This window comes from Pseudomonas sp. NPDC089569 (assembly GCF_050280625.1).
In the GTDB taxonomy this organism is placed as follows: Bacteria; Pseudomonadota; Gammaproteobacteria; order Pseudomonadales; family Pseudomonadaceae; genus Aquipseudomonas.
The window spans coordinates 1-23,152 of the sequence record NZ_JBNNVQ010000034.1 but is presented as its reverse complement, the minus strand read 5'-3'; the positions used below and the strand labels follow the sequence as shown (position 1 = coordinate 23,152).

At 59.6% G+C, this 23,152-nt stretch carries 18 protein-coding genes; 11 read left to right on the top strand and 7 right to left on the bottom strand.

Translation table 11 applies throughout. The features are described from left to right. Nucleotides 1-31 precede the first annotated feature (31 nt). Entirely contained in the window at nucleotides 32-997 is a 966-nt protein-coding gene (locus ACQKP2_RS15590; RefSeq protein WP_427577640.1) for a 2-hydroxyacid dehydrogenase, read from the bottom strand. A 91-nt stretch (nucleotides 998-1,088) separates the two neighbouring features. Between ACQKP2_RS15590 and ACQKP2_RS15585 the strand changes: the two genes are divergently transcribed. From ACQKP2_RS15585 to ACQKP2_RS15555, 7 genes are all read left to right on the top strand, one after another. Then, nucleotides 1,089-1,718 (top strand): LysE family translocator, encoded by a 630-nt coding sequence (locus ACQKP2_RS15585; protein ID WP_427577638.1) that lies wholly within the window; start codon nucleotides 1,089-1,091, stop codon nucleotides 1,716-1,718. A gap of 262 nt (nucleotides 1,719-1,980) precedes the next feature. Then, a complete protein-coding gene (locus ACQKP2_RS15580) occupies nucleotides 1,981-3,663 on the top strand; it encodes a fatty acid--CoA ligase (RefSeq protein ID WP_427577636.1) in 1,683 nt (560 codons plus the stop codon). A 338-nt stretch (nucleotides 3,664-4,001) separates the two neighbouring features. Next, the gene (locus ACQKP2_RS15575) at nucleotides 4,002-5,939 is read left to right on the top strand and encodes a DUF1302 domain-containing protein (RefSeq protein ID WP_427577635.1); all 1,938 of its coding nucleotides are present in this window, start codon (nucleotides 4,002-4,004) and stop codon (nucleotides 5,937-5,939) included. Nucleotides 5,940-5,967: 28 nt separating this feature from the next. Next, a complete protein-coding gene (locus ACQKP2_RS15570; RefSeq protein ID WP_427577633.1) occupies nucleotides 5,968-7,332 on the top strand; it encodes a DUF1329 domain-containing protein in 1,365 nt (454 codons plus the stop codon). A gap of 174 nt (nucleotides 7,333-7,506) precedes the next feature. Continuing rightward, nucleotides 7,507-10,245: a LuxR C-terminal-related transcriptional regulator gene (locus ACQKP2_RS15565; protein WP_427577631.1), complete on the top strand. Its 2,739-nt coding sequence runs from the start codon at nucleotides 7,507-7,509 to the stop codon at nucleotides 10,243-10,245. A gap of 87 nt (nucleotides 10,246-10,332) precedes the next feature. Then, nucleotides 10,333-10,974: an MBL fold metallo-hydrolase gene (locus tag ACQKP2_RS15560; protein WP_427577629.1), complete on the top strand. Its 642-nt coding sequence runs from the start codon at nucleotides 10,333-10,335 to the stop codon at nucleotides 10,972-10,974. Nucleotides 10,975-11,076: 102 nt separating this feature from the next. Continuing rightward, nucleotides 11,077-11,805 (top strand): OmpA family protein, encoded by a 729-nt coding sequence (locus ACQKP2_RS15555; protein WP_427577628.1) that lies wholly within the window; start codon nucleotides 11,077-11,079, stop codon nucleotides 11,803-11,805. Nucleotides 11,806-12,066: 261 nt separating this feature from the next. On the opposite strand, the gene ACQKP2_RS15550 is transcribed toward ACQKP2_RS15555, so the two are convergent. Then, nucleotides 12,067-12,501 (bottom strand): YhcB family protein, encoded by a 435-nt coding sequence (locus tag ACQKP2_RS15550; RefSeq protein ID WP_427577626.1) that lies wholly within the window; start codon nucleotides 12,499-12,501, stop codon nucleotides 12,067-12,069. Between the two features lie 144 nt (nucleotides 12,502-12,645). Here ACQKP2_RS15550 and ACQKP2_RS15545 point away from each other — a divergent pair, with 144 nt between their 5' ends. The 3 genes from ACQKP2_RS15545 to zapE all read left to right on the top strand — a co-directional run bounded on the left by ACQKP2_RS15545 (nucleotide 12,646) and on the right by zapE (nucleotide 15,840). Further along, nucleotides 12,646-13,275 (top strand): alpha/beta hydrolase, encoded by a 630-nt coding sequence (locus ACQKP2_RS15545; RefSeq protein ID WP_427577689.1) that lies wholly within the window; start codon nucleotides 12,646-12,648, stop codon nucleotides 13,273-13,275. Nucleotides 13,276-13,299: 24 nt separating this feature from the next. Continuing rightward, a complete protein-coding gene (locus tag ACQKP2_RS15540; protein ID WP_427577625.1) occupies nucleotides 13,300-14,655 on the top strand; it encodes a tryptophan--tRNA ligase in 1,356 nt (451 codons plus the stop codon). A 90-nt stretch (nucleotides 14,656-14,745) separates the two neighbouring features. Next, nucleotides 14,746-15,840, top strand: coding sequence for a cell division protein ZapE (gene zapE / locus ACQKP2_RS15535; protein ID WP_427577623.1), 1,095 nt, complete (start codon nucleotides 14,746-14,748; stop codon nucleotides 15,838-15,840). A gap of 144 nt (nucleotides 15,841-15,984) precedes the next feature. Here the strand turns inward: zapE and ACQKP2_RS15530 are convergent, their stop codons facing one another. The 4 genes from ACQKP2_RS15530 to ACQKP2_RS15515 form a co-directional block, all read right to left on the bottom strand. Continuing rightward, complete coding sequence (locus tag ACQKP2_RS15530; protein WP_427577621.1) at nucleotides 15,985-16,986, bottom strand: asparaginase; 1,002 nt, start codon at nucleotides 16,984-16,986, stop codon at nucleotides 15,985-15,987. A gap of 73 nt (nucleotides 16,987-17,059) precedes the next feature. After that, nucleotides 17,060-18,259: a hypothetical protein gene (locus ACQKP2_RS15525; RefSeq protein WP_427577620.1), complete on the bottom strand. Its 1,200-nt coding sequence runs from the start codon at nucleotides 18,257-18,259 to the stop codon at nucleotides 17,060-17,062. 16 nt (nucleotides 18,260-18,275) lie between these two features. Beyond that, complete coding sequence (locus ACQKP2_RS15520) at nucleotides 18,276-19,163, bottom strand: nitrilase family protein (RefSeq protein ID WP_427577618.1); 888 nt, start codon at nucleotides 19,161-19,163, stop codon at nucleotides 18,276-18,278. Between the two features lie 335 nt (nucleotides 19,164-19,498). Then, a complete protein-coding gene (locus ACQKP2_RS15515; protein ID WP_427577688.1) occupies nucleotides 19,499-20,419 on the bottom strand; it encodes a GlxA family transcriptional regulator in 921 nt (306 codons plus the stop codon). Between the two features lie 220 nt (nucleotides 20,420-20,639). On the opposite strand from ACQKP2_RS15515, the gene ACQKP2_RS15510 reads away from it, so the two are divergent. Then, nucleotides 20,640-21,776, top strand: coding sequence for an acyl-CoA dehydrogenase family protein (locus tag ACQKP2_RS15510; protein WP_427577617.1), 1,137 nt, complete (start codon nucleotides 20,640-20,642; stop codon nucleotides 21,774-21,776). Between the two features lie 103 nt (nucleotides 21,777-21,879). On the opposite strand, the gene ACQKP2_RS15505 is transcribed toward ACQKP2_RS15510, so the two are convergent. Further along, nucleotides 21,880-22,920, bottom strand: coding sequence for an NADP(H)-dependent aldo-keto reductase (locus tag ACQKP2_RS15505; RefSeq protein WP_427577615.1), 1,041 nt, complete (start codon nucleotides 22,918-22,920; stop codon nucleotides 21,880-21,882). Nucleotides 22,921-23,152 lie beyond the last annotated feature (232 nt).

Sequence of the window (23,152 nt, the reverse complement as noted above, 5' to 3'; positions counted from 1 at the left end):
CTGCTCCTGTGAAAAAAAGTGCCGCAGTTTATCAACTGACGACCCGCAGCGCCTTACCGCTGAAGTATCCCAGGGCGTTTTCGGTGACTTGGCCCACGATACGCTGCCGCGCTTCGCGACTGCCCCAGGCATTGTGCGGGGTGACAATCAGCCGTGGAATGTCCACGGCCAGCAAGGGGTTGCCGTTGACGGGCGGCTCTACGCTCAGCACGTCGGTGGCGGCGCCGCCCAGATGACCGTTGCGCAAGGCGTCGGCCAGCGCTTGCTCATCGATCAGGCCGCCACGTGCCGTGTTGACCACGAATGCGCCGGGTTTCATCGAGGCCAATTCGCGGGCGCCGATGAAATGCCGGGTGTGTTCGTTGAGCGGACAGTGCAGGGTCAGAGCGTCGATTTGTGGCAGCAGTTGCTCCAGCGGCAAGCGATCCGGCCGGGCAGGGCGCCCCGGAATCTGGCCGAGCAATACGCGCATGCCAAAAGCTTCGGCCAGTCGGGCGACCGCTCCCCCCAGTTCGCCATGACCGAGCAGCCCCAGGGTTTTGCCTTCAAGTTCGACGATCGGGAAATCCAGCAGGCAAAACTGTTTGGCCTGTTGCCAGCGACCTTCGCCGACGGCTTTTTGATAATCGGCCAGGCGCGTCGCCAGGTTGAGCAACAGCATGATCGTATGCTGTGCCACGGAAGGGGTGCCATAGCCCTGGCAGTTGCAGACGGTGATCCCGTGGGCGCGGGCGGCGACAAGGTCGACGTTATTGGTGCCGGTGGCGGTGATCAGGATCAGTTTCAGTGCCGGGCTGGCGGCGATGGCGGCCGCATCGATCACGATTTTGTTGGTGATGGCGACGGTGGCGCCCTTGAGGTGCTCGATCACTTGATCAGGCAAGGTCTGGGCGAACAACTGCAGCTCGCTGAAGCACCCACGCAACGGGCTGAGGTCGAGATCGCCCAAGTCCAGGGAAGGGTGGTCGAGGAATACGGCGCGGCGATTGTTCGTCATCAACTGTACCTTTTGTGCAATGAACTGAAGGCGTAATCTGCCGAGCCTATCAGATGAAATAAATAGTTACGCTTGGCCTAAAGGAGCCCCCATGTACTGGACAGAGTTCTTGACCGTTGCACTTATTCACCTGCTGGCCGTGGCCAGTCCCGGCCCGGACTTTGCCGTGGTGGTGCGTGAGAGCGTGACGCATGGTCGGCGCGCCGGGACCTGGACGGCGCTGGGCGTCGGTACGGCGATTTTCCTGCACGTCGGCTATTCGTTGCTGGGGATCGGCCTGATCGTGTCTCAGTCCATCGTCCTGTTCAATGCCTTGAAGTGGGCCGCCGCCGCGTATCTGCTGTACATCGGTTTCAAGGCGCTAAGGGCGCAACCGGCGAAGTCTGTGACCGACGATCTGCACAAGGAAGCAGGCGAGCGCACGGCGCGCGGTGCCTTCACCGCGGGGTTCGTGACCAATGGCCTGAACCCGAAAGCCACATTGTTCTTCCTGTCGCTGTTCACGGTGGTGATCAATCCCCATACGCCTTTGGCCGTGCAGGCCGGTTACGGGATTTACCTGGCGGCGGCAACGGCAACCTGGTTCTGCCTGGTGGCGATGCTGTTCAGCCAGCAGCGCGTGCGCGCCGGTTTCGCCCGCATGGGCCACTGGTTCGACCGGACCATGGGCGCGGTGCTGATTGCTATCGGCGTCAAGCTCGCGTTTACCGAGATGCATTGATCGACCTGTTTCCTGTAGGAGCGAGCACGCTCGCGATGGTCGTGAACGATAACGCGGGGAATCTGGATGCCCGCGTTGTCTGGTCCACCATCGCGAGCGTGCTCGCTCCTACAGGGGGCAGGTGTTTGAATCCTTTGAATGCTGGCGCAACGCTAGCATTTGCACGGGTCTGCAAATCATTCCTTTGGCTGATTTGGCTGGCGATCAGGCGCACTACAGTGCAACTTTCCGCCACGACCGTGCAGTCAGAAAAGGGACTCTTATGTTGCAGACTCGCGTTATTCCCCCAGCCGAAGGTGCTTACCAGTATCCACTGCTGATCAAACGGCTCCTGATGTCCGGTACGCGTTATGAGAAAACCCGGGAAATCGTCTACCGCGACCGGTTGCGCTACAGCTATCCGACCCTGATCGAGCGGGTCGCGCGGCTGGCCAACGTATTGACGGCAGCCGGCGTCAAGGCCGGGGACACCGTGGCGGTCATGGACTGGGACAGCCATCGTTACCTGGAATGCATGTTCGCCATTCCGATGATCGGTGCGGTGATTCACACCATCAACGTGCGCCTGTCGCCGGAACAGATCCTCTACACCATGAATCACGCCGAAGACCGCTATGTGCTGGTCAACAGCGAGTTCGTCGGACTCTACAACGCGATTGCCGGACAACTGACCACCGTCGAGAAGACCCTGCTGCTGACCGACCTGCCGGAAAAAGTCGCCGATCTGCCCAACCTCGTGGGTGAGTACGAGCAATTGCTGGCCGCCGCAAGCCCGCAATACGACTTCCAGGACTTCGACGAGAACTCCGTCGCGACCACTTTCTATACCACCGGCACCACCGGTAACCCCAAGGGTGTGTATTTCACTCACCGGCAACTGGTGCTGCACACCATGGGTGTGTCGACCATCATGGGCTCGGTCGACAGCGTGCGCCTGCTGGGCACCAACGATGTGTACATGCCGATCACCCCCATGTTCCATGTCCATGCCTGGGGCCTGCCTTATGTGGCGACCATGATGGGGCTCAAACAGGTGTATCCCGGCCGGTACGACCCGGAATTCCTCGTGGAGTTGTGGCGCAAGGAGAAGGTGTCCTTTTCGCACTGTGTGCCGACCATCCTGCAAATGGTCCTCAACGCCAAGGCTGCGCAAAATACCGATTTCGGTGGCTGGAAAATCGTCATCGGCGGCAGTGCCCTCAACCGTGCGCTCTATGAAGCGGCCAAGGCCAAGGGCATCCAGCTGACCGCCGCCTACGGCATGTCGGAAACCGGGCCGCTGGTGTCGTGTGCACACCTCAACGATGAGTTGATGGCAGGCACCGAAGATGAACGCACCACGTACCGGATCAAGGCTGGCGTGCCCGGCCCTCTGGTGGAGGCGGCGATCGTCGACGGCGACGGCAATTTCCTCCCGGCGGACGGTGAAACCCAGGGCGAACTGGTGCTGCGTGCACCCTGGCTCACCGAGGGCTACTTCAACGAGCCGCAAAAAGGTGCCGAGCTGTGGGCCGGGGGCTGGTTGCATACCGGTGACGTGGCGACCCTGGACAGCATGGGCGTCATCGATATTCGCGACCGGATCAAGGACGTGATCAAGACCGGTGGCGAGTGGATTTCCTCCCTGGATCTCGAAGACCTGATCAGTCGTCATGTGGCGGTACGCGAAGTAGCAGTGGTGGGGATTGCCGATCCACAGTGGGGCGAGCGGCCTTTTGCCTTGCTGGTGCTGCGCGAGGGTCATGAAATCGGGGCGCGGGAACTCAAGGAACACCTCAAGCCATTCGTGGAGCTTGGGCATTTGAGCAAGTGGGCAATTCCGAGTCAGATCGCCCTTGTTACTGAAATTCCCAAGACCAGTGTCGGCAAGCTCGACAAGAAGCGAATTCGCGTTCACATCAGCGAATGGCAAGCGAACAACAGCACCTTCCTTTCGACGCTTTGAACCTCCTTCGGCGTGCCCGAAAGGGCGCGCCACCCCCACCAAGCAAGCGCTTGGCTTGTCAAATTCGTATTTTCAGCCATTCTTGCCGGGCCGACGAATGTCGGTCTGGCGAAAGGACTGTTCCAGAGTGGCCGGCAGCTGCAAATCACACTTTAGAGGGATCAAGCACTACTACCTGCTGGCTATAGTCCGCTCAAGGATTTTTAAGAACGGAGCAAACGCACAAACCGGGGCGATGCAACTTTGGAATGACTTTGGGATGCCTTGGCTCCCTGTTATCCAAGCGTTTTTAAAAGTGCTCACTGCCATAACAATAAAATGCACATGGAGTAGCGTCGATGACATCAGTAAACCAGTTCTGGCGCCGGGCGAAACTGCCGTTGGCCGTCAGCCTCGCCTCTACGCTCGCCGGGCCTGCATTCGGCGTCAGCTTCAACGTTGGTGAAATCGAAGGTCAGTTCGACTCATCCCTCTCGATTGGTGCCAGTTGGTCTACCGAGCAGCCGAACAAGAACCTCATCGGCGTCAACAACGGCGGCCGCGGCCTGTCCCAGACCTCCGATGACGGTCACCTGAACTTCAAGAGCGGCGAAACCTTCTCGAAGATCTTCAAGGGTATCCATGACCTTGAATTGAAATACGGTGACACCGGCGTTTTCGTCCGTGGCAAATACTGGTACGACTTCGAGCTCAAAGACGAAAGCCGTCCGTTCAAGGACATCAGCGATGACGGTCGCAAGGAAGGCGCCAAGTCCGCAGGCTCCGAGATCCTCGACGCCTTCGTCTATCACAACTACGCCATTGCCGATCACCCGGGTTCGGTACGTCTCGGCAAACAGGTGGTGAGCTGGGGCGAAAGTACCTTCATCGGCGGCGGTATCAACTCGATCAACCCGATCGACGTGTCCGCGTTCCGCCGTCCAGGTGCCGAGATCAAGGAAGGCCTGATCCCGGTCAACATGTTCTACGTATCGCAGAGCCTCACCGATAATCTCTCGGCCGAAGCGTTCTATCAGTTGGAGTGGGATCAGACCGTCGTCGACAACTGCGGCACCTTCTTCTCGCAGCCGGACGTGATCGCCAATGGTTGTAACAACAATCTGGCCGTTCTGAAAACCCGCGATGGACTGAACAGTTCGCTGGCGGCAGCGGGCCTGCCGGCTTCGCTGCGTAATGCCAGCATCAACACCCTGACGGCCAACGGCGTAACCTTCGGCAACCCGGATGAAGGCGTGATCGTTCCTCGCGGCCCGGATCGCGATGCGCGTAACAGCGGCCAATTCGGCGTGTCGTTCAAGTACATGTACGATCCGCTGGACACCGAGTTCGGTGCCTATTTCATGAACTACCACAGCCGTGCGCCGATTTTCAGTGGCAAGGGCGCACCGGCCAGCGCCTACAATGCGGCAGGCCTGGTGGGCAAGCTGGTAGGGGCGGGCGTTCCGCTGGCTGTAGCGCGTAACCTGGCGCCGACCTTGCTGCCGTTGCAGGTTGCAGGTAACTCCAGCTACTACGTCGAATACCCTGAAGACATCCGCCTGTATGGCCTGAGCTTCTCCACAACACTGCCTACAGGTACCGCGTGGAGTGGTGAGATCAGCTACCGGCCGAATGCGCCCGTTCAGCTCAATACCACCGATATCCTCTATTCCGGCCTGACTCCGCTCAATCCTAGCGTTTCCGTGCTCCAGGGTTCGCCAGGGCAGGATCAGCCAGGTTATCGCCGCAAAGAAATCACCCAGATGCAGACGACATTCACCCACTTCTTCGACCAGGTGATGGGTGCCGAGCGGTTGACCCTGGTAGGCGAGATCGGCCTCACTCACGTGGGTGGTCTGGAAAGCTCTTCCAAGGCGCGTTACGGTCGTGACCCGAGCTACGGTCCTGGCCCGCTGCCCAATGGTCAGTGCGTGGCGTTGAACACGTCCACCTTGGCAGGCGGCCCGCAAAACAACGTCAGCCGTTACTGCGAAAACGATGGTTTCACCACCGCAAACTCCTGGGGTTATCGCACTCGCGCCATCTGGGAATACAACGACGTATTCGCCGGTGTGAACCTCAAGCCGAACGTGGCCTGGTCCCATGACGTCGAGGGTTACTCGCCAGGTCCTGGCGGCAACTTCGAGGAAGGTCGCAAAGCGGTCAGCCTGGGCGTCGACGCCGAGTACCAGAACACCTACACCGCAAGCCTGGCCTACACCAACTTCTTCGACGGCAAGTACACCACCGTGGACGATCGCGACTTCGTTGCGCTCAGCTTCGGCGTGAACTTCTAAGCACTGTATTTTCAGGGTGAACACGTATATGAAAATAACAAAGAGTCTGTTCCACGCTGGTGTTCTGGGGCTTTCGCTGCTGGCGACCAGTGTCATGGCCGCGGTGCCTGCTGCCGAGGCTGACAAGTTGGGCAAGAGCCTGACCCCGATGGGCGCCGAGATGGCGGGCAATGCCGACGGGTCGATTCCGGCCTGGAAGCCGATGGCGAAAAATGCCGGCACCGTCGACAGCAAAGGGTTCCTGTCCGACCCGTATGCCAATGAAAAGCCGCTGTTCACCATCACGGCGCAGAACGTCGACCAGTACAAGGACAAGCTCGCCCCGGGCCAGTACGCGATGTTCAAGCGCTACCCGGAAACCTTCAAGATGCCGGTCTATCCGTCCCATCGCGGCGCCACCGTGCCGGATGATGTGTTCGCGGCCATCAAGAAAAACGCCACCAGCACCAATCTGGTGTCCGGCGGTAACGGTCTGGAGAACTTCGAAACCGCCGTGCCGTTCCCGATTCCGAAAAGCGGTGTGGAAGTCATCTGGAACCACATTACCCGCTATCGCGGTGGCAGCGTGACCCGTCTGGTGACCCAGGCCACGCCGCAGGCAAACGGTTCGTTCAGCCTGGTTTATTTCCAGGACCAGTTCGTGTTCCGCGACAAAATGAAGGACTACGATCCGAGCAACCCGGGCAACATTCTGTTCTACTTCAAGCAGAAAGTGACCGCTCCGGCACGTCTGGCCGGTGGCGTACTGCTGGTGCACGAAACCCTCGACCAGGTGAAGGAACCGCGTTCGGCGTGGGTCTACAACGCCGGCCAGCGTCGTGTGCGTCGCGCTCCGCAAGTGTCCTATGACGGCCCGGGTACCGCAGCCGATGGCCTGCGTACCTCCGACAACCTGGACATGTACAACGGTGCCCCGGATCGTTACGACTGGAAGCTCGAAGGCAAGAAAGAGATGTACATCGCCTCCGACAGCTACAAACTGGACGACCCGAAACTGAAGTACGCCGACATCATCAAGGCCGGCCACATCAACCAGGACCTGGCGCGTTACGAGCTGCGCCGCGTATGGCATGTCGTTGCGACCCTGAAGGAAGGCCAGCGTCACATCTACGCCAAGCGTGATTTCTACATCGACGAAGATACCTGGCAAGCGGCGGTCATCGACCACTACGACGGTCGTGGCCAACTGTGGCGAGTGGCCGAGGCGCATGCCGAGAACTACTACGACAAACAAGTGCCGTGGTACGCCCTGGAAGCCTTGTACGACCTGCAATCGGGGCGTTACCTGGCACTGGGTATGAAAAACGAAGAGAAGTCGGCGTATGACTTCGGCTTTACCGCCACCACTGCGGACTTCACCCCGAACGCCTTGCGTCAGGATGGTATCCGCTAACGTGCTTCGATAGAGGCCGCATCCTCTGGAAACGCCCCGACTGGTTCGGGGCGTTTTTTTGTGTGTAGACTTTTTGTAGCCATTTGTAGCAATTATCTTCATTCCCACTTCGTTTGCAGCTAGTCTGCGGACATCTGCAACGCCGCCACCCCGCAATTCAAACAAGAGCCGGCCATGACTGATCTGTCCCCACCACCAGGTCCTGCAAGCGTCGCAATCGCCGCGTTGGAAGGGCGCTTTTACCGACCGCCGTTGCCCGACGGTCATGTACTGCGTCCCCGACTGTGCGAGCGGCTGAGTGCAGGGCTCGGTGGCAGGCTGCTGCTGGTCTGTGCTCCGGCGGGGTTCGGTAAAAGCACCCTGGCGGTGGAGTTCTGTCAGGCGCTGCCGGCCCATTGGCATAGCCTCTGGCTGGGGTTGAGCCAGCGTGACAACGATCCGGGGCGTTTTCTCGAAAAGCTGCTCGAAGGTCTTCAGGACTTTTACCCGCAACTGGGCAGGCAGTCCCTGGGGCTGCTGAAAATGCGGCAGCGCCATCAGCCGTTCGCCTTCGAGGAATGGCTGGACGGTCTGCTCGACGAACTGGCCGTGCACCTGTCGACAGCAACGCCTCTGTTGCTCGTGCTCGATGACTATCATCTGGCCCAGGGACCGGTGCTTGATCGCTGCCTGCAATTCTTCCTGAATCACCTTCCCGATGGCCTGCTGGTGATGGTCACCAGCCGTCAGCGACCTGACTGGCATCTGGCTCGGTTGCGGCTGTCGCGGCAACTGCTGGAGTTGCATGAACAAGACCTGCGCCTGACTCACGACGAAGCCCAGAGCCTGCTCCATCGGCACAGCAGCTCCCTGCGTGGCGAGGCGCTGGAAAACCTGATCCAGCGCAGCGAAGGCTGGGTGGCGGGGTTGCGTTTCTGGCTGCTGGCGGCCTCCGAGGCGGGTACGCAGGGTGCTTCGCCCCAGGTGCTCCATGGCGGTGAGGGCCTGATCCGCGATTACCTGCTTGAAGAGGTGATCGATTGTCTGCCTGCCGAGGTGCAATCGTTCCTCTACGACACCGCGCCTCAGGAGCGTTTCTGCAGCGAACTGTGCGACGCGGTTCGTGATGCCCATGACAGTGCCGAGATCCTGCGTTACCTCGCGGCCCACCAGGTATTCCTGGTTCCGCTGGATGAGCATGGCCACTGGTATCGCTATCACCATCTGTTTTCCGACTTGCTGCGTTCGCGACCTGTCGCCCAGTCAATGGTGCCGGCGGCCAGTCTGCATCTGCGCGCCTGTCGCTGGTTCAACGCCCAGGGTTTGCTCGACGAAGCGGTGGAGCAGGCATTGCGTGCCGGGCACCTGGACGTTGCGGCCAACCTGGTGCAGAACCTCTCCGAAGAGCAGCTGTTGGCCGAGCAGAACGTCGGCATGCTGTTGCGCTGGAAAATGGACTTGCCCGACAGCTTGCTGATCAGCACGCCGCGGCTGATTGTGCTCTACAGCTGGGCGCTGGGATTGGCCTGCCAACTGGACGCGGCCGAAGAGCTGGCCAGCCATTTGAGCCGTTTTCTGCCGGCCCCGTCGGCCACGGCGCAAAAGTCGATGCTGGCGCAATGGCTGGCCTTGAGCGGGATTATCGCGCGCGGGCGCGGTAACCGTGAGCTGACCCTGCGTTACTTGACCGAAGCGCTGCACAGCCTTCCTTGCAAGCGATATGGACAGCGCCTGATGTGTCTGTCGACCCTGTCCAATCTGGCCATTGCCGATGGCGACCTGTGGCGCGCACGCAAGTTGAACCGTGATTCCCTGGAGTTGGCGCAACGGGTGGGTAACCCTTTGTTCGAAGCGCTGGCTCATTACGACCGCGCCCGCGTGCTGCAATCACGTGGAGAAATCCTCCGCTCGCTCGATGAAGTCCGGCAGGGACTGCAACGCCTGCAAGGATTGTCGCCGCAACGCCTGTATGCCATTCGTGCGCGATTGACGTTGTACGAAGGATTTCTGCTGGCGGTGCGCCTGCAACCGCAAACCGCACGGGTGCGCCTGCAGGTTGGCCTGAACGAGGCACGCGCCTGCCGCGACATCAGTGTGTTGATCGGCCATTGTGTGATCGCCCGGCTCGAAGGCAGCAGCGGCGAGTTCGCCAAGGCGTTTGCCGAACTGGCCGAAGCCGAACGGCTCATGCATATCTGGGACGTGCCGCCCATCTACTACCTGGCGATGATCACACTGGTCAAGTGCGAGCTCTGGCTGGCGCAGGGGCGCATCGATCTGGCGGAGGCCTGGCTGGCGCGACTGGGGCAGACCTATAACGGTGAACATCCGGCGGCGCCGCCGGAATTCCATCCGCAACTACCGCTGCATATCGAACTGCAACAAGCCTTGCTCGAAGTCATCCAGGGCCAGCCGATGTTGGCCGAGGGGCGTTTGAATGCACTGCTCGAGCACGGTCAGCAGAGCGGCCGGCAGATGCTCAGTGCAATGGCGCTGACACAAAAAATCGCCCTGTTGCTCGGGACGGGGCGTGAACCCGAGGCGCGCAAGGCGCTGAATCAGGCACTGGATGCCGCCGCCGGAGGTGTGCTGCAGCCGTTTGACGCACTCTTGGCCGAGCATCCGGACTGGCTTCGCGGTCAGTTGCAAAGCTGTGCACAGACGAGCGTCACCCAGGACCTTTTGGAGCAACTGCCCACGCTGGCAACCCGACCGGCACTGGAAGCTCCCGGCGCGGCGGAGCAACTGAGCACGCGGGAAATGGCCGTTCTGCGACTGATCGCCCAAGGCTGCTCGAATCAGGAGATCAGCGATCAGCTGTTTATCTCACTGCATACGGTCAAGACTCATGCCAGCCACATTAACAGCAAGCTTGGGGTTGAACGTCGTACGCAGGCAGTGGCGCGGGCGAAGGAGTTGGGGGTGTTGGGTTAGGAATATTTCACGTTACATATCGTTGCGCATGGCTTGATACTCAATTGTGCGAAAATCGCCCGTCCAGGTTTATCGAGCAAAACTCTGATGTCTCAGCAATCCACCCTCATTCGCGAAACCTTCCCCGTCGGCCCCTTGCAGTGCAACTGCACGATCATCGGCGATCCGATCACGAAAAAGGCCATTGTCGTCGACCCGGGTGGCAATCATGAGCTGATTCTGGCGCGCCTCGAAGCCCTCGGCCTGAAGCTGGTCAGCATCATTCACACGCATGCGCACCTTGATCACTTCCTCGCCTCCGGTCAGCTCAAGGAGAAAACCGGTGCAACGTTGCACCTGCACAAGGAGGATCAATTCCTCTGGGACAATCTGGAGATGCAGTGCCAGATGTTCGGCGTGCCTTACACCCCGGTGCCATCACCCGATCATTGGCTGGCGGATGATGAAGAACTCGCCTGTGGGTGTGGTGTCGCGCTGCATACTCCCGGTCATACGCCCGGTTCCATGAGCTTCTGGTTTGCAGAGGCCAAGCTGCTGATTGCTGGCGATACGCTGTTCCGTCGTGGAGTAGGGCGTACGGATTTGTGGGGTGGTGATCAGGCGACCATCGTGCGTTCCATCAAGCAGCGTTTGTACACCCTCGACGAAGAGGCGACAGTCGTGGCCGGACATGGTCCGGATACGCGTCTGGGCGATGAAATGCGTGAAAACCCGTTTGTGCGGGGCTGATTTGTAACAACAGGAATTTTTGACCGTTAACGTGATCCAACACCCGCAAAGGCAGATGCCTTGGATCGTTGCACCACAGAATGCAAAAAGTAGGAGCTTTTCATGTTCACCACGCGTCGTTTGATTATTGCCGCTACCGCTGTGGCCTTGCTGTCCGGTTGTGCCGGGTCTAACCCCTACGACAATCAGGGGCAGGCTGATGGCGGCTCCCAGGGTATGAGCAAAACCGCCAAGTACGGTGGCCTCGGTGCGTTGGCCGGTGCTGTGGCCGGTGCGGCCATCAACCATGACAACCGCGGCAAGGGTGCGCTGATCGGTGCGGCAATCGGCGGTGCATCCGCCGCCGGTTATGGCTACTACGCCGACCAGCAGGAGAAGAAACTGCGCGCCAGCATGGCCAACACCGGTGTCGAAGTGCAGCGCCAGGGCGATCAGATCAAACTGATCATGCCGGGTAACATCACGTTCGCTACCGACTCGGCGAACATCGCTCCGAACTTCTACCAGCCTCTGAATAACCTGGCGGGCTCGCTCAAGGAGTTCAACCAGAACCAGATCGAAATCGTCGGCTACACCGACAGCACCGGCAGCCGCCAGCACAACGTCGACCTGTCCCAGCGTCGTGCCCAGAGCGTCGCGACTTACCTGACCTCGCAAGGCGTGAGCGGCGCCAACCTGAGCGCCCGTGGCGCAGGCCCGGATAACCCGATCGCCAGCAACGGTGACGTCAATGGCCGTGCGCAGAACCGCCGTGTCGAGGTCAACCTCAAGGCGATTCCTGGCCAGCAGTACGGTGGTCAGCAGCAAGGTACCGTTCAGCAGTACCCATAAGGCCTGGCCTTGGAAAAATGCCCGATTCGATGGTCGGGCCTTTTTTGAGGTGTCTGTACTGGCACCTTCGCGGGCAAGCCCGCTCCCACAGTAGTCGCGGTGGATCACAAATCTGCATTCCAGCCGAGAACCTGTGGGAGCGGCGGTGCGACGATTCGACTTGCCCGCGAAGAGGGCAGTTCGGTCACCATTGAAACATCAGATAGTAAAAAGCCCCCGGACAATCATTTGTCCGGGGGCTTTTTTGTTTCTGAAACCTGCTTACTTCTTCAAGCCGTAATGCTCATCGAGCATGCCCGGGGCGTTCGGGGACTTGGGTGCGTAGTCGCGTGGCGGTTCCTGGTTGCGCGGTGGCGTCAGGCGTTCCCGTGGGGCCTGCGTTGCGTCGGCGTGCAGGGAGGCCAGCAAGCGTTGGCGGGTCTGCTCGTCCAGGGCCAGGCGGTTGGCTCCCTCGGCGAGATGTTCCTGCACTTCCTGATAGCTCTGAGTCAGTTTCTTGACCAGTGTCGCGGTGCTGTTGAAGTGGGTCACCACCTCGTTCTGATAACTGTCGAAACGTTCCTGAATATCGTCCAGCTGACGTTGCGTGCTGCTAGGCGCGGCATTCGGCGCAAGGCGAGCGATCAGGAATCCAATGGCGACACCCACAACCAGGGCAAGAGTCGGCAACAACCAAACTAAGAGCGAGTGTTCCACGAGTCCTTCCTCTATAAACGGCTTTGCTTTACGTTAACGGCTCGAACCTGTGCTGTATACCGCGATTCGCTCGTAATAGACAGCCACAGACAATTTGCTAGACGAGTCGACCCGATTCGAGGTCACGGAGTTCCTTCCTTGCTTATGCGTGAAACCCCTGTAGTGATTGATGGCCCGGTCGGCCAGCTGGAAGCCCTCTACCTGGACAACGAGCAGCCGCTCGGCCTGGCCCTCATTTGCCATCCAAACCCGGTGCAGGGCGGCACCATGCTCAACAAGGTGGTCTCGACCCTGCAGCGCACCGCGCGCGATGCCGGTTTGATCACCTTGCGTTTCAACTATCGTGGCGTGGGGGCCAGCGAAGGTACCCACGACATGGGGACCGGCGAAGTCGATGATGCCCAGGCCGTGGCCGAGTGGTTTCGTGCCAGGCACCCGCACTTGCCACTGACGCTGTTCGGTTTCTCCTTTGGCGGATTCGTTGCCGCAAGTCTCGGCGGCCGCCTGGAAGCGCAGGGCGAGCGACTCAAGCACCTGTTCATGGTGGCACCCGCGGTCATGCGTCTTGGGGATCAGGACCAATTGCCGCAACAGGGCGAGCTGACGGTGATCCAGCCGGAAACCGACGAAGTCATCGATCCGCAAGTCGTTTATCAGTGGTCCGACAAGCTCGAACGTCCCCATGAGCTGCTGAAAGTGGCAGAATGCGGACACTTTTTTCATGGCAAGCTGACCGATCTAAAGGATCTGATCCTGCCGCGTCTTTCGAATTGATTGCAGTCTGACAAGCGATTACCCATGACGACTCGTACCCGTATCCTCACCGGCATCACCACAACCGGCACGCCGCACCTGGGCAACTACGCCGGCGCCATCCGTCCGGCGATCGTCGCCAGCCGTGACAGCAATGCCGATTCGTTCTATTTCCTGGCCGATTACCATGCCTTGATCAAATGCGATGACCCGCTGCGCATCCAGCGCTCGCGTCTGGAAATCGCCGCGACCTGGCTGGCCGGTGGCCTGGATGTGGACCGCGTGACCTTCTACCGCCAGTCCGACATCCCGGAAATCCCCGAATTGACCTGGTTGCTGACCTGCGTCGCCGCCAAGGGTTTGCTCAACCGTGCTCACGCCTACAAGGCCTCGGTGGACAAGAACGTCGAGACCGGCGAAGACCCGGATGCGGGCATCACCATGGGCCTTTACAGCTACCCGGTGCTGATGGCTGCGGACATCCTGATGTTCAACGCGCACAAAGTGCCGGTCGGTCGTGACCAGATCCAGCACGTGGAAATGGCGCGGGACATCGGCCAGCGTTTCAACCACCTGTTTGGCCAGGGCAAAGAGTTCTTCACCCTGCCCGAGGCACTGATCGAGGAAAGCGTGGCCACGCTGCCGGGCCTCGATGGCCGGAAGATGTCCAAGAGCTACGACAACACCATTCCGCTGTACAGCAGCGCCAAAGAGATGAAGGACGCGATCTCGCGGATCGTGACCGACTCCCGTGCACCGGGTGAGGCGAAAGATCCGGATAACTCGCACCTGTTCACGCTGTTCCAGGCGTTTGCTACCCCCGCGCAGTGCGACGAATTCCGCAGCGAACTGTTGCAGGGCCTGGGTTGGGGCGAAGCGAAGAATCGCCTGTTCCAGTTGCTCGACAACGAACTGGGTGAGTCCCGCGAACGCTATCAGCAGTTGATCGAGCGGCCGGCGGATCTGGAAGACATCCTGCAGCACGGTGCGAAAAAAGCCCGCGCGGTAGCTACGCCGTTCCTCAACGAACTGCGTGAAGCGGTGGGACTGCGTTCCTTCGTTGCCCAGACTCAAGTGGCGACGGCCACCAAGAAGAAAGCCGCGAAAGCCGCGCGTTTTGTCAGTTTCCGCGAAGACGACGGCAGTTTCCGCTTCCGCCTGCTGGCCGCCGATGGCGAACAACTGCTGCTGTCTCGCAATTTCGCCGACGGTAAGACCGCAGGTCAGGTGACCAAGCAATTGCAGGCAGGCCAGCCACTGGACGTGCGCAGTGAAGCGCTGAGCTTCAGCGTCTGGCTGGAAGGCGAGTGCGTTGGCGACAGCCCGGCGTTCGCTGACAGCCGTGCGCGCGATGCTGCAATCGAGGCTTTGCGTATTGCCCTGACGCCAGTTCAGGAATAATCAACGGTTCGGCCCGACCAAGGGCTGATTGCCATTCCCACGGGCCATCGCTACAGTGACGGCCCGTTTTTGTTGCCTTGCTAACGAATTATGACGCCCCTAGAACGATATCAAGCTGATCTGAAACGCCCGGACTTTTTCCATGACGCTGCGCAGGAAACGGCTGTGCGTCATTTGCAGCGCCTGTACGACGACCTGATCGCGGCCGAGCAAAACAAACCGGGCCTGCTGGGCAAACTGTTTGGCAAGAAGGATCAGGCTCCGGTCAAGGGCCTGTACTTCTGGGGCGGCGTCGGTCGCGGCAAGACTTACCTGGTCGACACCTTCTTCGAAGCGTTGCCGTTCAAGGAAAAGACCCGTACTCACTTCCACCGCTTCATGAAGCGCGTGCACGAAGAGATGAAAACCCTGGGGGGCGAGAAAAACCCGCTGACCATCATCGCCAAGCGCTTCGCCAGCGAGTCCCGGGTCATCTGCTTCGATGAGTTCTTCGTTTCCGACATCACCGATGCCATGATCCTCGGCACCCTGATGGAAGAATTGTTCAAGAACGGCGTGACTCTGGTCGCGACGTCGAACATCGTACCGGACGGTCTCTACAAGGACGGCCTGCAACGTGCGCGCTTCCTGCCGGCCATTGCCTTGATCAAGCAGAACACCGAGATCGTCAACGTCGACAGTGGCGTCGACTATCGTCTGCGTCACCTCGAACAAGCCGAGCTGTTTCACTACCCGCTCGATGAAGCGGCCCATGAAAGCCTGCGCAAGAGTTTCCGCGCGCTGACACCGGAATGCACGGCAGCGGTCGAGAACGACGTGCTGATCGTCGAAAACCGCGAAATCCGTGCCCTGCGTACCTGCGATGACGTAGCCTGGTTCGATTTCCGCGAACTGTGCGACGGCCCGCGCAGCCAGAACGACTACATCGAACTGGGCAAGATCTTCCATGCGGTGCTGCTCAGCGGCGTCGAGCAGATGAGCGTCACCACCGACGACATCGCCCGACGCTTCATCAACATGGTCGACGAGTTCTACGACCGTAACGTGAAGCTGATCATTTCCGCGGAAGTCGAGCTCAAAGACCTCTACACCGGCGGTCGTCTGACCTTCGAATTCCAGCGTACGCTCAGCCGATTGCTGGAAATGCAATCCCACGAGTTCCTGGCTCGGGCGCACAAGCCGTAAACGTTCATAAAAAAGGCCTGCAATTGCAGGCCTTTTTTATGAACAGCAGAAATCCACGTGGGAGCGAGCCTGCTCGCGAAGATGGCACATCCAGCATCGATGTAGCAGGCACACCGCCTCGCGAGCAGGCTCGCTCCTACAGGGTCATGCGTCTGAATTGAATGCGGGGTCGCCATTCAGATGTCGCCCCAGTTCATCCTGCTGCTGACATCCAATCAACAGCCAAAGCAGGATTCGCGCCTTGCGCGGGCAGAGAAACCCTGCCATGGATGCACCCTTGTGGATCAAGTCCATCTCGCTGCCGCTGAAACCGTAGGTCGTTCTCGCGGTTGAGCCGGACCCGGTGCGTGTGGCGATGATGACCGGGATCTTTTGCGCAATCCGCTCGATTACGGCCGACCAGCGCTGGGAGACGTGCCCGGCGCCGAAGCCGGCAATCACCAGCCCGTCGTAGCCGAGCGCGACGATGTTTTCCAACAGCAGGGTGTCGGTCGAGAGCGAGGCTTCGAGTATCGCTACTTTCTGTGCGGTCTGTTGCGGCAAGGGCAGTACCCGGCGTGCAACGGCTGGGCGTAGATAACGAACACGGTCTTCCAGCAGCAGTCCTGCCGGCCCCACGATTGGAGAGGAAAACGCCTGCAGTGCCAGCGAATCGGTTTTACGCACATTGCGCGCGTGATGAATCTCCCCGTTCATGACGACCTGAACACCGCGTTGTCGGCTGTCTTCGGCCAAGGCTACCCGGCATGCATCCAGCAAGTTGGCCGGCCCATCGGCGCCCGGCCGATTCGCCGAACGCATCGCTGCGGTCAGCACCAAGGGGGCGTCACAGGGCCACAAGCAATCGAAAAACATCGCCGTTTCTTCAAGGGTGTCGGTGCCCTGAATGATGACGACACCCTCGGCGCCTTGCTTGACCTGGAACTTCGCCCAGGACAGCACGCTCAACAAAAACTCGAAATCCAGTGAAGCGCTGGGTAGCAGGCCGAGGGTTTCAGCGTTTACGCGCGCCAGCATCGTCAGTTCAGGTATCGAAGACAGCAGGGCTTCGCCGCTGACGGTCGGAATAATGCCTTCACCGGCATTGCTGGCTTGCATGCTGACTGTGCCACCGAGCGCTGCGATGGCCAGTTGGGGCAGGTCCATGGGGTACCTCGCTTGTTTGTCACAGGAAGGGGCCGTATCGGGCTGCTGAGCTCGATACGGCCGAGGGGAAGGACTACTTCACAATCAGCCAGCCGATAAGTGGCACGATCAGGAGTGTGCTGATGGCCATCGACAGCACGTTGCCTATGTAGGCGTGCATGTCGGCCGGTAATCGTCGGGATAACGCACTCGCCAGCGGAGGCGCGACCAGCGCCCCCAGCAGGGCGCTTGCACCGATCACCTGCCAACTGCCGCCATGGGCCAGAATCGCGGCTGGTACGACCGATACCAATGGCACATAGGTGGGATACCAGCCATGCGACATCCACTGTCTGCGCCACATCAGCACGCCAATGGCTGAGGTCAGTGCCTGTGCGGCAATGATGTGCAGCAAAAGACCCGAGCCATAGGCGGGGCTTTCTGGGTTCAAGCTGTAGGCCAGCAATACGCCCAGTATCAGACCGAGGCTGGCCAGTTCATTGCCGAAGAACGGTGCTTCGGAGAAGTCCGCCAGAACCCGTCGCAGGCTCCAGATCAATCCATAGTCGGGCGTCCTGGCTTCGGGGGTTACGGTCGAGGCAGGTGAGGGTGCGGGACGTTCCGACTTCACCAGGAACGGGCAACAGCGGCAAAGCAGAAACGCCAGGACACTGGCAATCGCCATGCCCAGGACATTGCCGATTACCGCGGGCAAGGCCAGCGGGTTACACAGGTAGTTGACGATCAGCAGGCACATGGGTGTGACGAGCAGCGCACCCATAATTGCGCCATTGATCGTGACCTTCCAGCCCCCACCAAACATCAGCACCATCGCCGCCGGCAGCGAAACAAACGCGGCAAACGTGGGTTGCCAAAGCGTGGCGGTCACCGTCCAGCCCCATAGCAGGTTGCTCAGCAGCAGTCCGAACAACGAGCTGGTCACCAGCCATGGCCAGAGTCCCGTTCCATAGGAAATGGAGAAGCCTTGCCAGGACTTGCCCGTTCGGTTCGCCCAGTAGGCCAGGTAGGCGCCTGCCAATAACCCGATTGAGGCGAATTCGTGTTTATAGAATGCCACTTCGCTGATATCGCCCAATACCCAACGCAACCAGGCACTCGGCTGTGGAAGACTCGACACCATGTCGCCATAGCCAGGCCAGTGGGCAGACCAGGATGAACGGTAGGTGAATGAGAGTCCGATGATCAGCAATGCCGCGCTGATCAGCAGCAGGATGACCGTCGTGTCGAAGGGTGATCGTTGGATCGGTCGATTTTTCCCGTTTGTGATATCCATCGTTCTGCCTCCTGAGTCAGCGCGGGAGGCAAGGGTGTTGGGTGTAGCCGAGCATCTGGTCGAATAAATCGGTGCGGCGATCCCTGTGCAGGTCGTTCAGATTGTTCCAGATGGGGGCACTGCGCGAGCTGGTCAGGTCAATATCGGCGAGCAGGATTTCCTGTTGATCCGCCGAGGCTACTGCACCGATCGGCCAGCCGTTGGTGCCGGCGATCAAGGAGCAACCCAGGTAACGCGCCCCCCGTTCCTCGCCGATCCGGCTCGCCGCGGCGATAAACACGTTGTTGACGTGGGCCGCGGTCATCGTCAGGTAGGAGGCCATGCATTTTCCGGCATCGTCGAACAATGGCGCAGGCGTCCAGACCCAGTTGTTCAGGCTGCAAATGATGTCCGCCCCTTGCTGGCTGAGGATTCGCGGCACTTCCGGGAACCAGATGTCCCAACAGATCAGTAAGCCGATGCGGCCAATGGGCGTATCGAAGATCGGGAAGCCCAGATCGCCTGGCGTGAACCAGAGTTTCTCCTGATTCCATAAATGGGCTTTGCGGTACTTGCCGATAAAGCCGTCCGGCCCGACCAGGACGCCGGTATTGTAGAGGCGCATGTCGTCGCGTTCGCTCAAACCGGCGACCAGGTAGATTTTGTGCAGGCGGGCAAACTCCATCCAGGCCCGCATGCTTGGGCCGTCGGGTACCGTCTCGCCATGCTCGAAGGCGTCCTGACGATTACTGAAGAAATAACCTGTGTTGGAAAGCTCGGGCAAGATGATCAGATTGGCGCCGTCGTTGACCGCATCCAATGCCAGTTCCAGGCTGCGACGCAGATTAGCTTCACGATTGCCGGTACCGACTTGTGGATCGAATTGCACGACTGCTACACGAACTGGACTTGTTGGCTCGCTCATTGCTGATGACCTCTTCTTATTGTTATTCACGCTGTTTGACTGCGTGTTTATAAGAGTTGAAATGGCAGGCGGGCGTCAGTCAGCGGCTTCCGTTTAGGCTGTAGTCCTTGTCCGAAGAATTTGGGGGCAGGTTGCTTCGCCAGGATCGGGAAAGAGCCAGAGCCCATCGTGCACGGCTCTGGCTAGGCATTTTCAGGCTTTGAGCCGGTAGTGCGGATAGTCATTCATTGAAAAGCCGCCGTTGAAGGTTGCAGCGGTTCTGTTGCATTGAAAGAAAAAGGCCTGCAACTGCAGGCCTCCGGCTTTCGAAGCTTACCGAGGAAGGATTATTGCCTTCAGGCGGCTTGCTGAAACTGCTGGCGATACTGGTTCGGCGACAGTTCGGTGTGTTGACGGAACAGCCGTGCAAAGAAGCTCGCGTCGTCATAGCCGACTTCGTAGCTGATGGTCTTGATGCTCTTGCGGCTGCCGGACAGAAGGCCCTTGGCGGTTTCGATGCGCAGGCGTTGCAGGTAATGCAGCGGCTTGTCGCCCGTGGCTGTCTGGAAGCGGCGCATGAAGTTGCGGATGCTCATGCCATGCTCGCGGGCAACGTCTTCGAAGCGGAACTTGTCGGCGAAGTGTTCTTCGAGCCAGTGCTGGATCTGCAGGATGATCACGTCCTGGTGCAGTTTCTGCCCGCCGAAACCGATGCGGCCTGGCGAATAGCTGCGTTGCACTTCATAGAGTATGTCCCGAGCCACGGCCTGGGACACGTTGGCACCACAGAAGCGCTCGATCAGGTAGATGTACAGGTCGCAGGCCGAGGTGGTGCCGCCTGCGCAATACAGGTTGTCGGCGTCGGTCAGATGCTTGTCCTGGTTGAGATAGACCTGCGGGAAACGCTCGGCAAAGGTGTTGAAGAAGCGCCAGTAGGTGGTCGCTTCCTTGCCGTCGAGCAATCCGGCCTCGGCCAGCCAGAATACCCCGGTGGCCTCACCGCACAGGACCGCGCCACGCGCATGCTGCTGGCGCAGCCATGGCAGGACTTGTGGATAACGTTGGCACAGGGTGTCGAAATCGTCCCAGAAGGCGGGCAGGACGATGATGTCGGCATTTTCCAGCCCGCCGTCCACCGGCATGATCACGTCGCTGAAACTGTTCACCGGTTTTGCGTCGGGGCTGACCAACCGGGTTTCAAATGCCGGGACGAGGCCGTGGCCCAACTGTTTGCCGTAGCGCAGACTGGCGAGATGGAAGAAATCCTTGGCCTGCATGAGGGTGGTAGCGAAAACCCGGTCGATGGCCAGGATGCTGACGCGCCGCAAGGGCGTGGAGGCTTGGTTAGACATAGTTCAACTTTATTCTTATAGGGGAAAGTGGTCATCGGACGGCTGGATCGTCTTATTTTTTGTCGGATGTGTCCAGTGTCCTGTATCGGACGCGGGGCATAGTCTCTGAAGGCTTATTTCTTCTGAAAACAACGACAGGTGCCGCATGATTCCCAGAACCTTGTTCAGTTCCGAGCACGAACTTTTTCGCGAAAGCGTACGAACGTTCCTCGAAAAAGAGGCTGTGCCTTTCCACGGGCAATGGGAGAAACAAGGCTATATCGACCGTCAACTCTGGAACAAGGCTGGGGAAGCCGGGATGTTGTGTTCGCATCTGCCGGAGGAATATGGCGGTCTGGGGGCAGACTTTCTCTACAGTGCCGTTGTGATCGAAGAAGTAGGGCGCCTGGGGCTGACCGGCATCGGTTTTTCCCTGCATTCGGACATCGTTGCGCCCTACATCCTGCATTACGGCAGTGAAACACTGAAACACAAATACCTGCCGAAGCTGGTTTCCGGGGAAATGGTTACCGCCATTGCCATGACCGAGCCCGGTGCCGGATCCGACCTGCAAGGCGTGAAGACCACCGCGGTGCTGGACGGCGACGAGTATGTGATCAACGGCTCGAAAACCTTCATTACCAACGGCTATCTCGCCGACCTGGTGATTGTCGTCGCCAAGACCGATCCCAAGGCCGGCGCGAAGGGCACCAGCCTGTTTCTGGTGGAGGCCGGTACGCCGGGCTTCGACAAGGGCAAGCGCCTGGACAAGGTGGGCATGAAGGCTCAGGACACCTCTGAGCTGTTCTTCCAGGATGTGCGTGTGCCCAAGGAAAACCTGTTGGGCCAGGCCGGCATGGGGTTCGCCTACCTCATGCAGGAATTGCCTCAGGAGCGTCTCACTGTGGCTGTCGGCGGGTTGGCTTCGGCCGAGGCGGCCTTGCAATGGACGCTGGAGTACACCCGTGATCGCAAGGCGTTCGGCAAAGCGATTGCCGACTTCCAGAACACCCGTTTCAAACTGGCGGAGATGGCCACCGAAATCCAGATTGGCCGGGTCTTTGTCGATCGCTGCCTGGAACTGCACCTGCAAGGCAAGCTCGATGTGCCTACGGCGGCAATGGCCAAGTACTGGGGGACGGACCTGCAATGCAAGGTGCTCGACGAGTGCGTGCAGCTGCATGGCGGCTATGGCTTCATGTGGGAATACCCGATCGCCCGGGCGTGGGCGGATGCGCGGGTACAGCGGATCTATGCCGGGACCAATGAAATCATGAAGGAGATCATTGCTCGGTCGCTTTGATGGGGGGTGACTGATCGTCCGTCATCGCGAGCAGGCTCGCTCCCACAGGATCTGCGAATCCTCTGTGGGAGCGAGCCTGCTCGCGATCGGGTCCATGAATCAATCAAGGCGCAGGGTTGGGGTGATCCTTGTGGATCGCCTCGATCCCTTCCAGCACTTCATCCGAGAGTTTCAGCTCAAAGCTGGCGATGTTGCTGTCGAGTTGCTCCAGTGTCGTGGCCCCGATGATGTTGCTGGTCACGAACGGCTGTTGCGTCACGAATGCCAGCGCCATTTGTGCCGGATCCAGGCCATGCTCACGCGCCAGGGCCACATAACGGCTGCACGCGGCTTCCGATTGCGGGTTGAAGTACCGGCTGAAGCGGCTGTAGAGGCTCAGGCGACCTTTTGGCGGGCGCGCGCCTCCTTCGTACTTGCCCGAGAGGAAACCGAATGCCAGAGGCGAATAGGCCAGCAGGCCGCACTGTTCGCGGATGGCGATTTCCGCCAGGCCCACTTCGAAGCTGCGATTGAGCAGGTTGTAAGGGTTCTGGATGGACACCGCGCGTGGCCAGCCGCGGGCTTCGGCCAGGGCGAGGAAGCGCATGGTGCCCCACGGGGTTTCGTTGGACAGACCGATGTGGCGAATCTTGCCGGCCTTGACCTGCTCGTCCAGCGCTTCGAGCGTGTCTTCCAGAGGTGTGAGATTGGCTTCGATCTTGTGCTTGTAGCCCAGTTGGCCGAAGAAATTGGTGCTGCGCTCCGGCCAGTGCAATTGGTAAAGGTCGATGTAGTCGGTCTGCAGGCGCTGGAGGCTGGCATTCACCGCTTCGGTGATGTGCTGCCGATTGTGGCGCAGGTTCTTGTCGCGGATGTAGTCGATGGTGTTGCCGGGACCGGCGATCTTGCTGGCCAGGATCCAGTCGGAACGATCCCCGCGACTCTTGAAATAGTTGCCGATGTAGCGCTCGGTGGTGGCGTAGGTCTCGGCCTTGGGCGGCACCGGGTACATCTCGGCTGTATCGATGAAGTTGATCCCGGCGCTCTTGGCGCGCTCAATCTGGGCGAAGGCTTCAGCTTCGCTGTTTTGCTCGCCCCAGGTCATGGTGCCAAGGCAGATTGCACTCACGTTCAGATTGGTCCGGCCTAACTGGCGATACTCCATCGGGTGCTCCTCGGGCAAAGCGGCAATAAAAGCAGGTTGAATTATTTTTCGCAATCTGCATAATTGCGCACCTCTTTCTGCAGTGGAAGTGATGCCCCGCCGCCGAAGAATCTTGCCGTTGAACGGACGCGCCGACCCGAGCCCCCGAAAGCGTCTGTATCCGGCTGCTCACTCCTCCCTGGGAAAGAGTATCTTTGAGAAAACGACGCAAGCTCTGCTCGCCATGTAAATT

Coding starts and splice junctions, on each gene's coding strand:
- ACQKP2_RS15590 (WP_427577640.1), bottom strand. CDS start 997: ATGACGAACAATCGCCGCGCCGTATTCCTCGACCACCCTTCCCTGGAC.
- ACQKP2_RS15585 (WP_427577638.1), top strand. CDS start 1,089: ATGTACTGGACAGAGTTCTTGACCGTTGCACTTATTCACCTGCTGGCC.
- ACQKP2_RS15580 (WP_427577636.1), top strand. CDS start 1,981: ATGTTGCAGACTCGCGTTATTCCCCCAGCCGAAGGTGCTTACCAGTAT.
- ACQKP2_RS15575 (WP_427577635.1), top strand. CDS start 4,002: ATGACATCAGTAAACCAGTTCTGGCGCCGGGCGAAACTGCCGTTGGCC.
- ACQKP2_RS15570 (WP_427577633.1), top strand. CDS start 5,968: ATGAAAATAACAAAGAGTCTGTTCCACGCTGGTGTTCTGGGGCTTTCG.
- ACQKP2_RS15565 (WP_427577631.1), top strand. CDS start 7,507: ATGACTGATCTGTCCCCACCACCAGGTCCTGCAAGCGTCGCAATCGCC.
- ACQKP2_RS15560 (WP_427577629.1), top strand. CDS start 10,333: ATGTCTCAGCAATCCACCCTCATTCGCGAAACCTTCCCCGTCGGCCCC.
- ACQKP2_RS15555 (WP_427577628.1), top strand. CDS start 11,077: ATGTTCACCACGCGTCGTTTGATTATTGCCGCTACCGCTGTGGCCTTG.
- ACQKP2_RS15545 (WP_427577689.1), top strand. CDS start 12,646: ATGCGTGAAACCCCTGTAGTGATTGATGGCCCGGTCGGCCAGCTGGAA.
- ACQKP2_RS15540 (WP_427577625.1), top strand. CDS start 13,300: ATGACGACTCGTACCCGTATCCTCACCGGCATCACCACAACCGGCACG.
- zapE (WP_427577623.1), top strand. CDS start 14,746: ATGACGCCCCTAGAACGATATCAAGCTGATCTGAAACGCCCGGACTTT.
- ACQKP2_RS15530 (WP_427577621.1), bottom strand. CDS start 16,986: ATGGACCTGCCCCAACTGGCCATCGCAGCGCTCGGTGGCACAGTCAGC.
- ACQKP2_RS15525 (WP_427577620.1), bottom strand. CDS start 18,259: ATGGATATCACAAACGGGAAAAATCGACCGATCCAACGATCACCCTTC.
- ACQKP2_RS15520 (WP_427577618.1), bottom strand. CDS start 19,163: ATGAGCGAGCCAACAAGTCCAGTTCGTGTAGCAGTCGTGCAATTCGAT.
- ACQKP2_RS15515 (WP_427577688.1), bottom strand. CDS start 20,419: ATGCAGGCCAAGGATTTCTTCCATCTCGCCAGTCTGCGCTACGGCAAA.
- ACQKP2_RS15510 (WP_427577617.1), top strand. CDS start 20,640: ATGATTCCCAGAACCTTGTTCAGTTCCGAGCACGAACTTTTTCGCGAA.
- ACQKP2_RS15505 (WP_427577615.1), bottom strand. CDS start 22,920: ATGGAGTATCGCCAGTTAGGCCGGACCAATCTGAACGTGAGTGCAATC.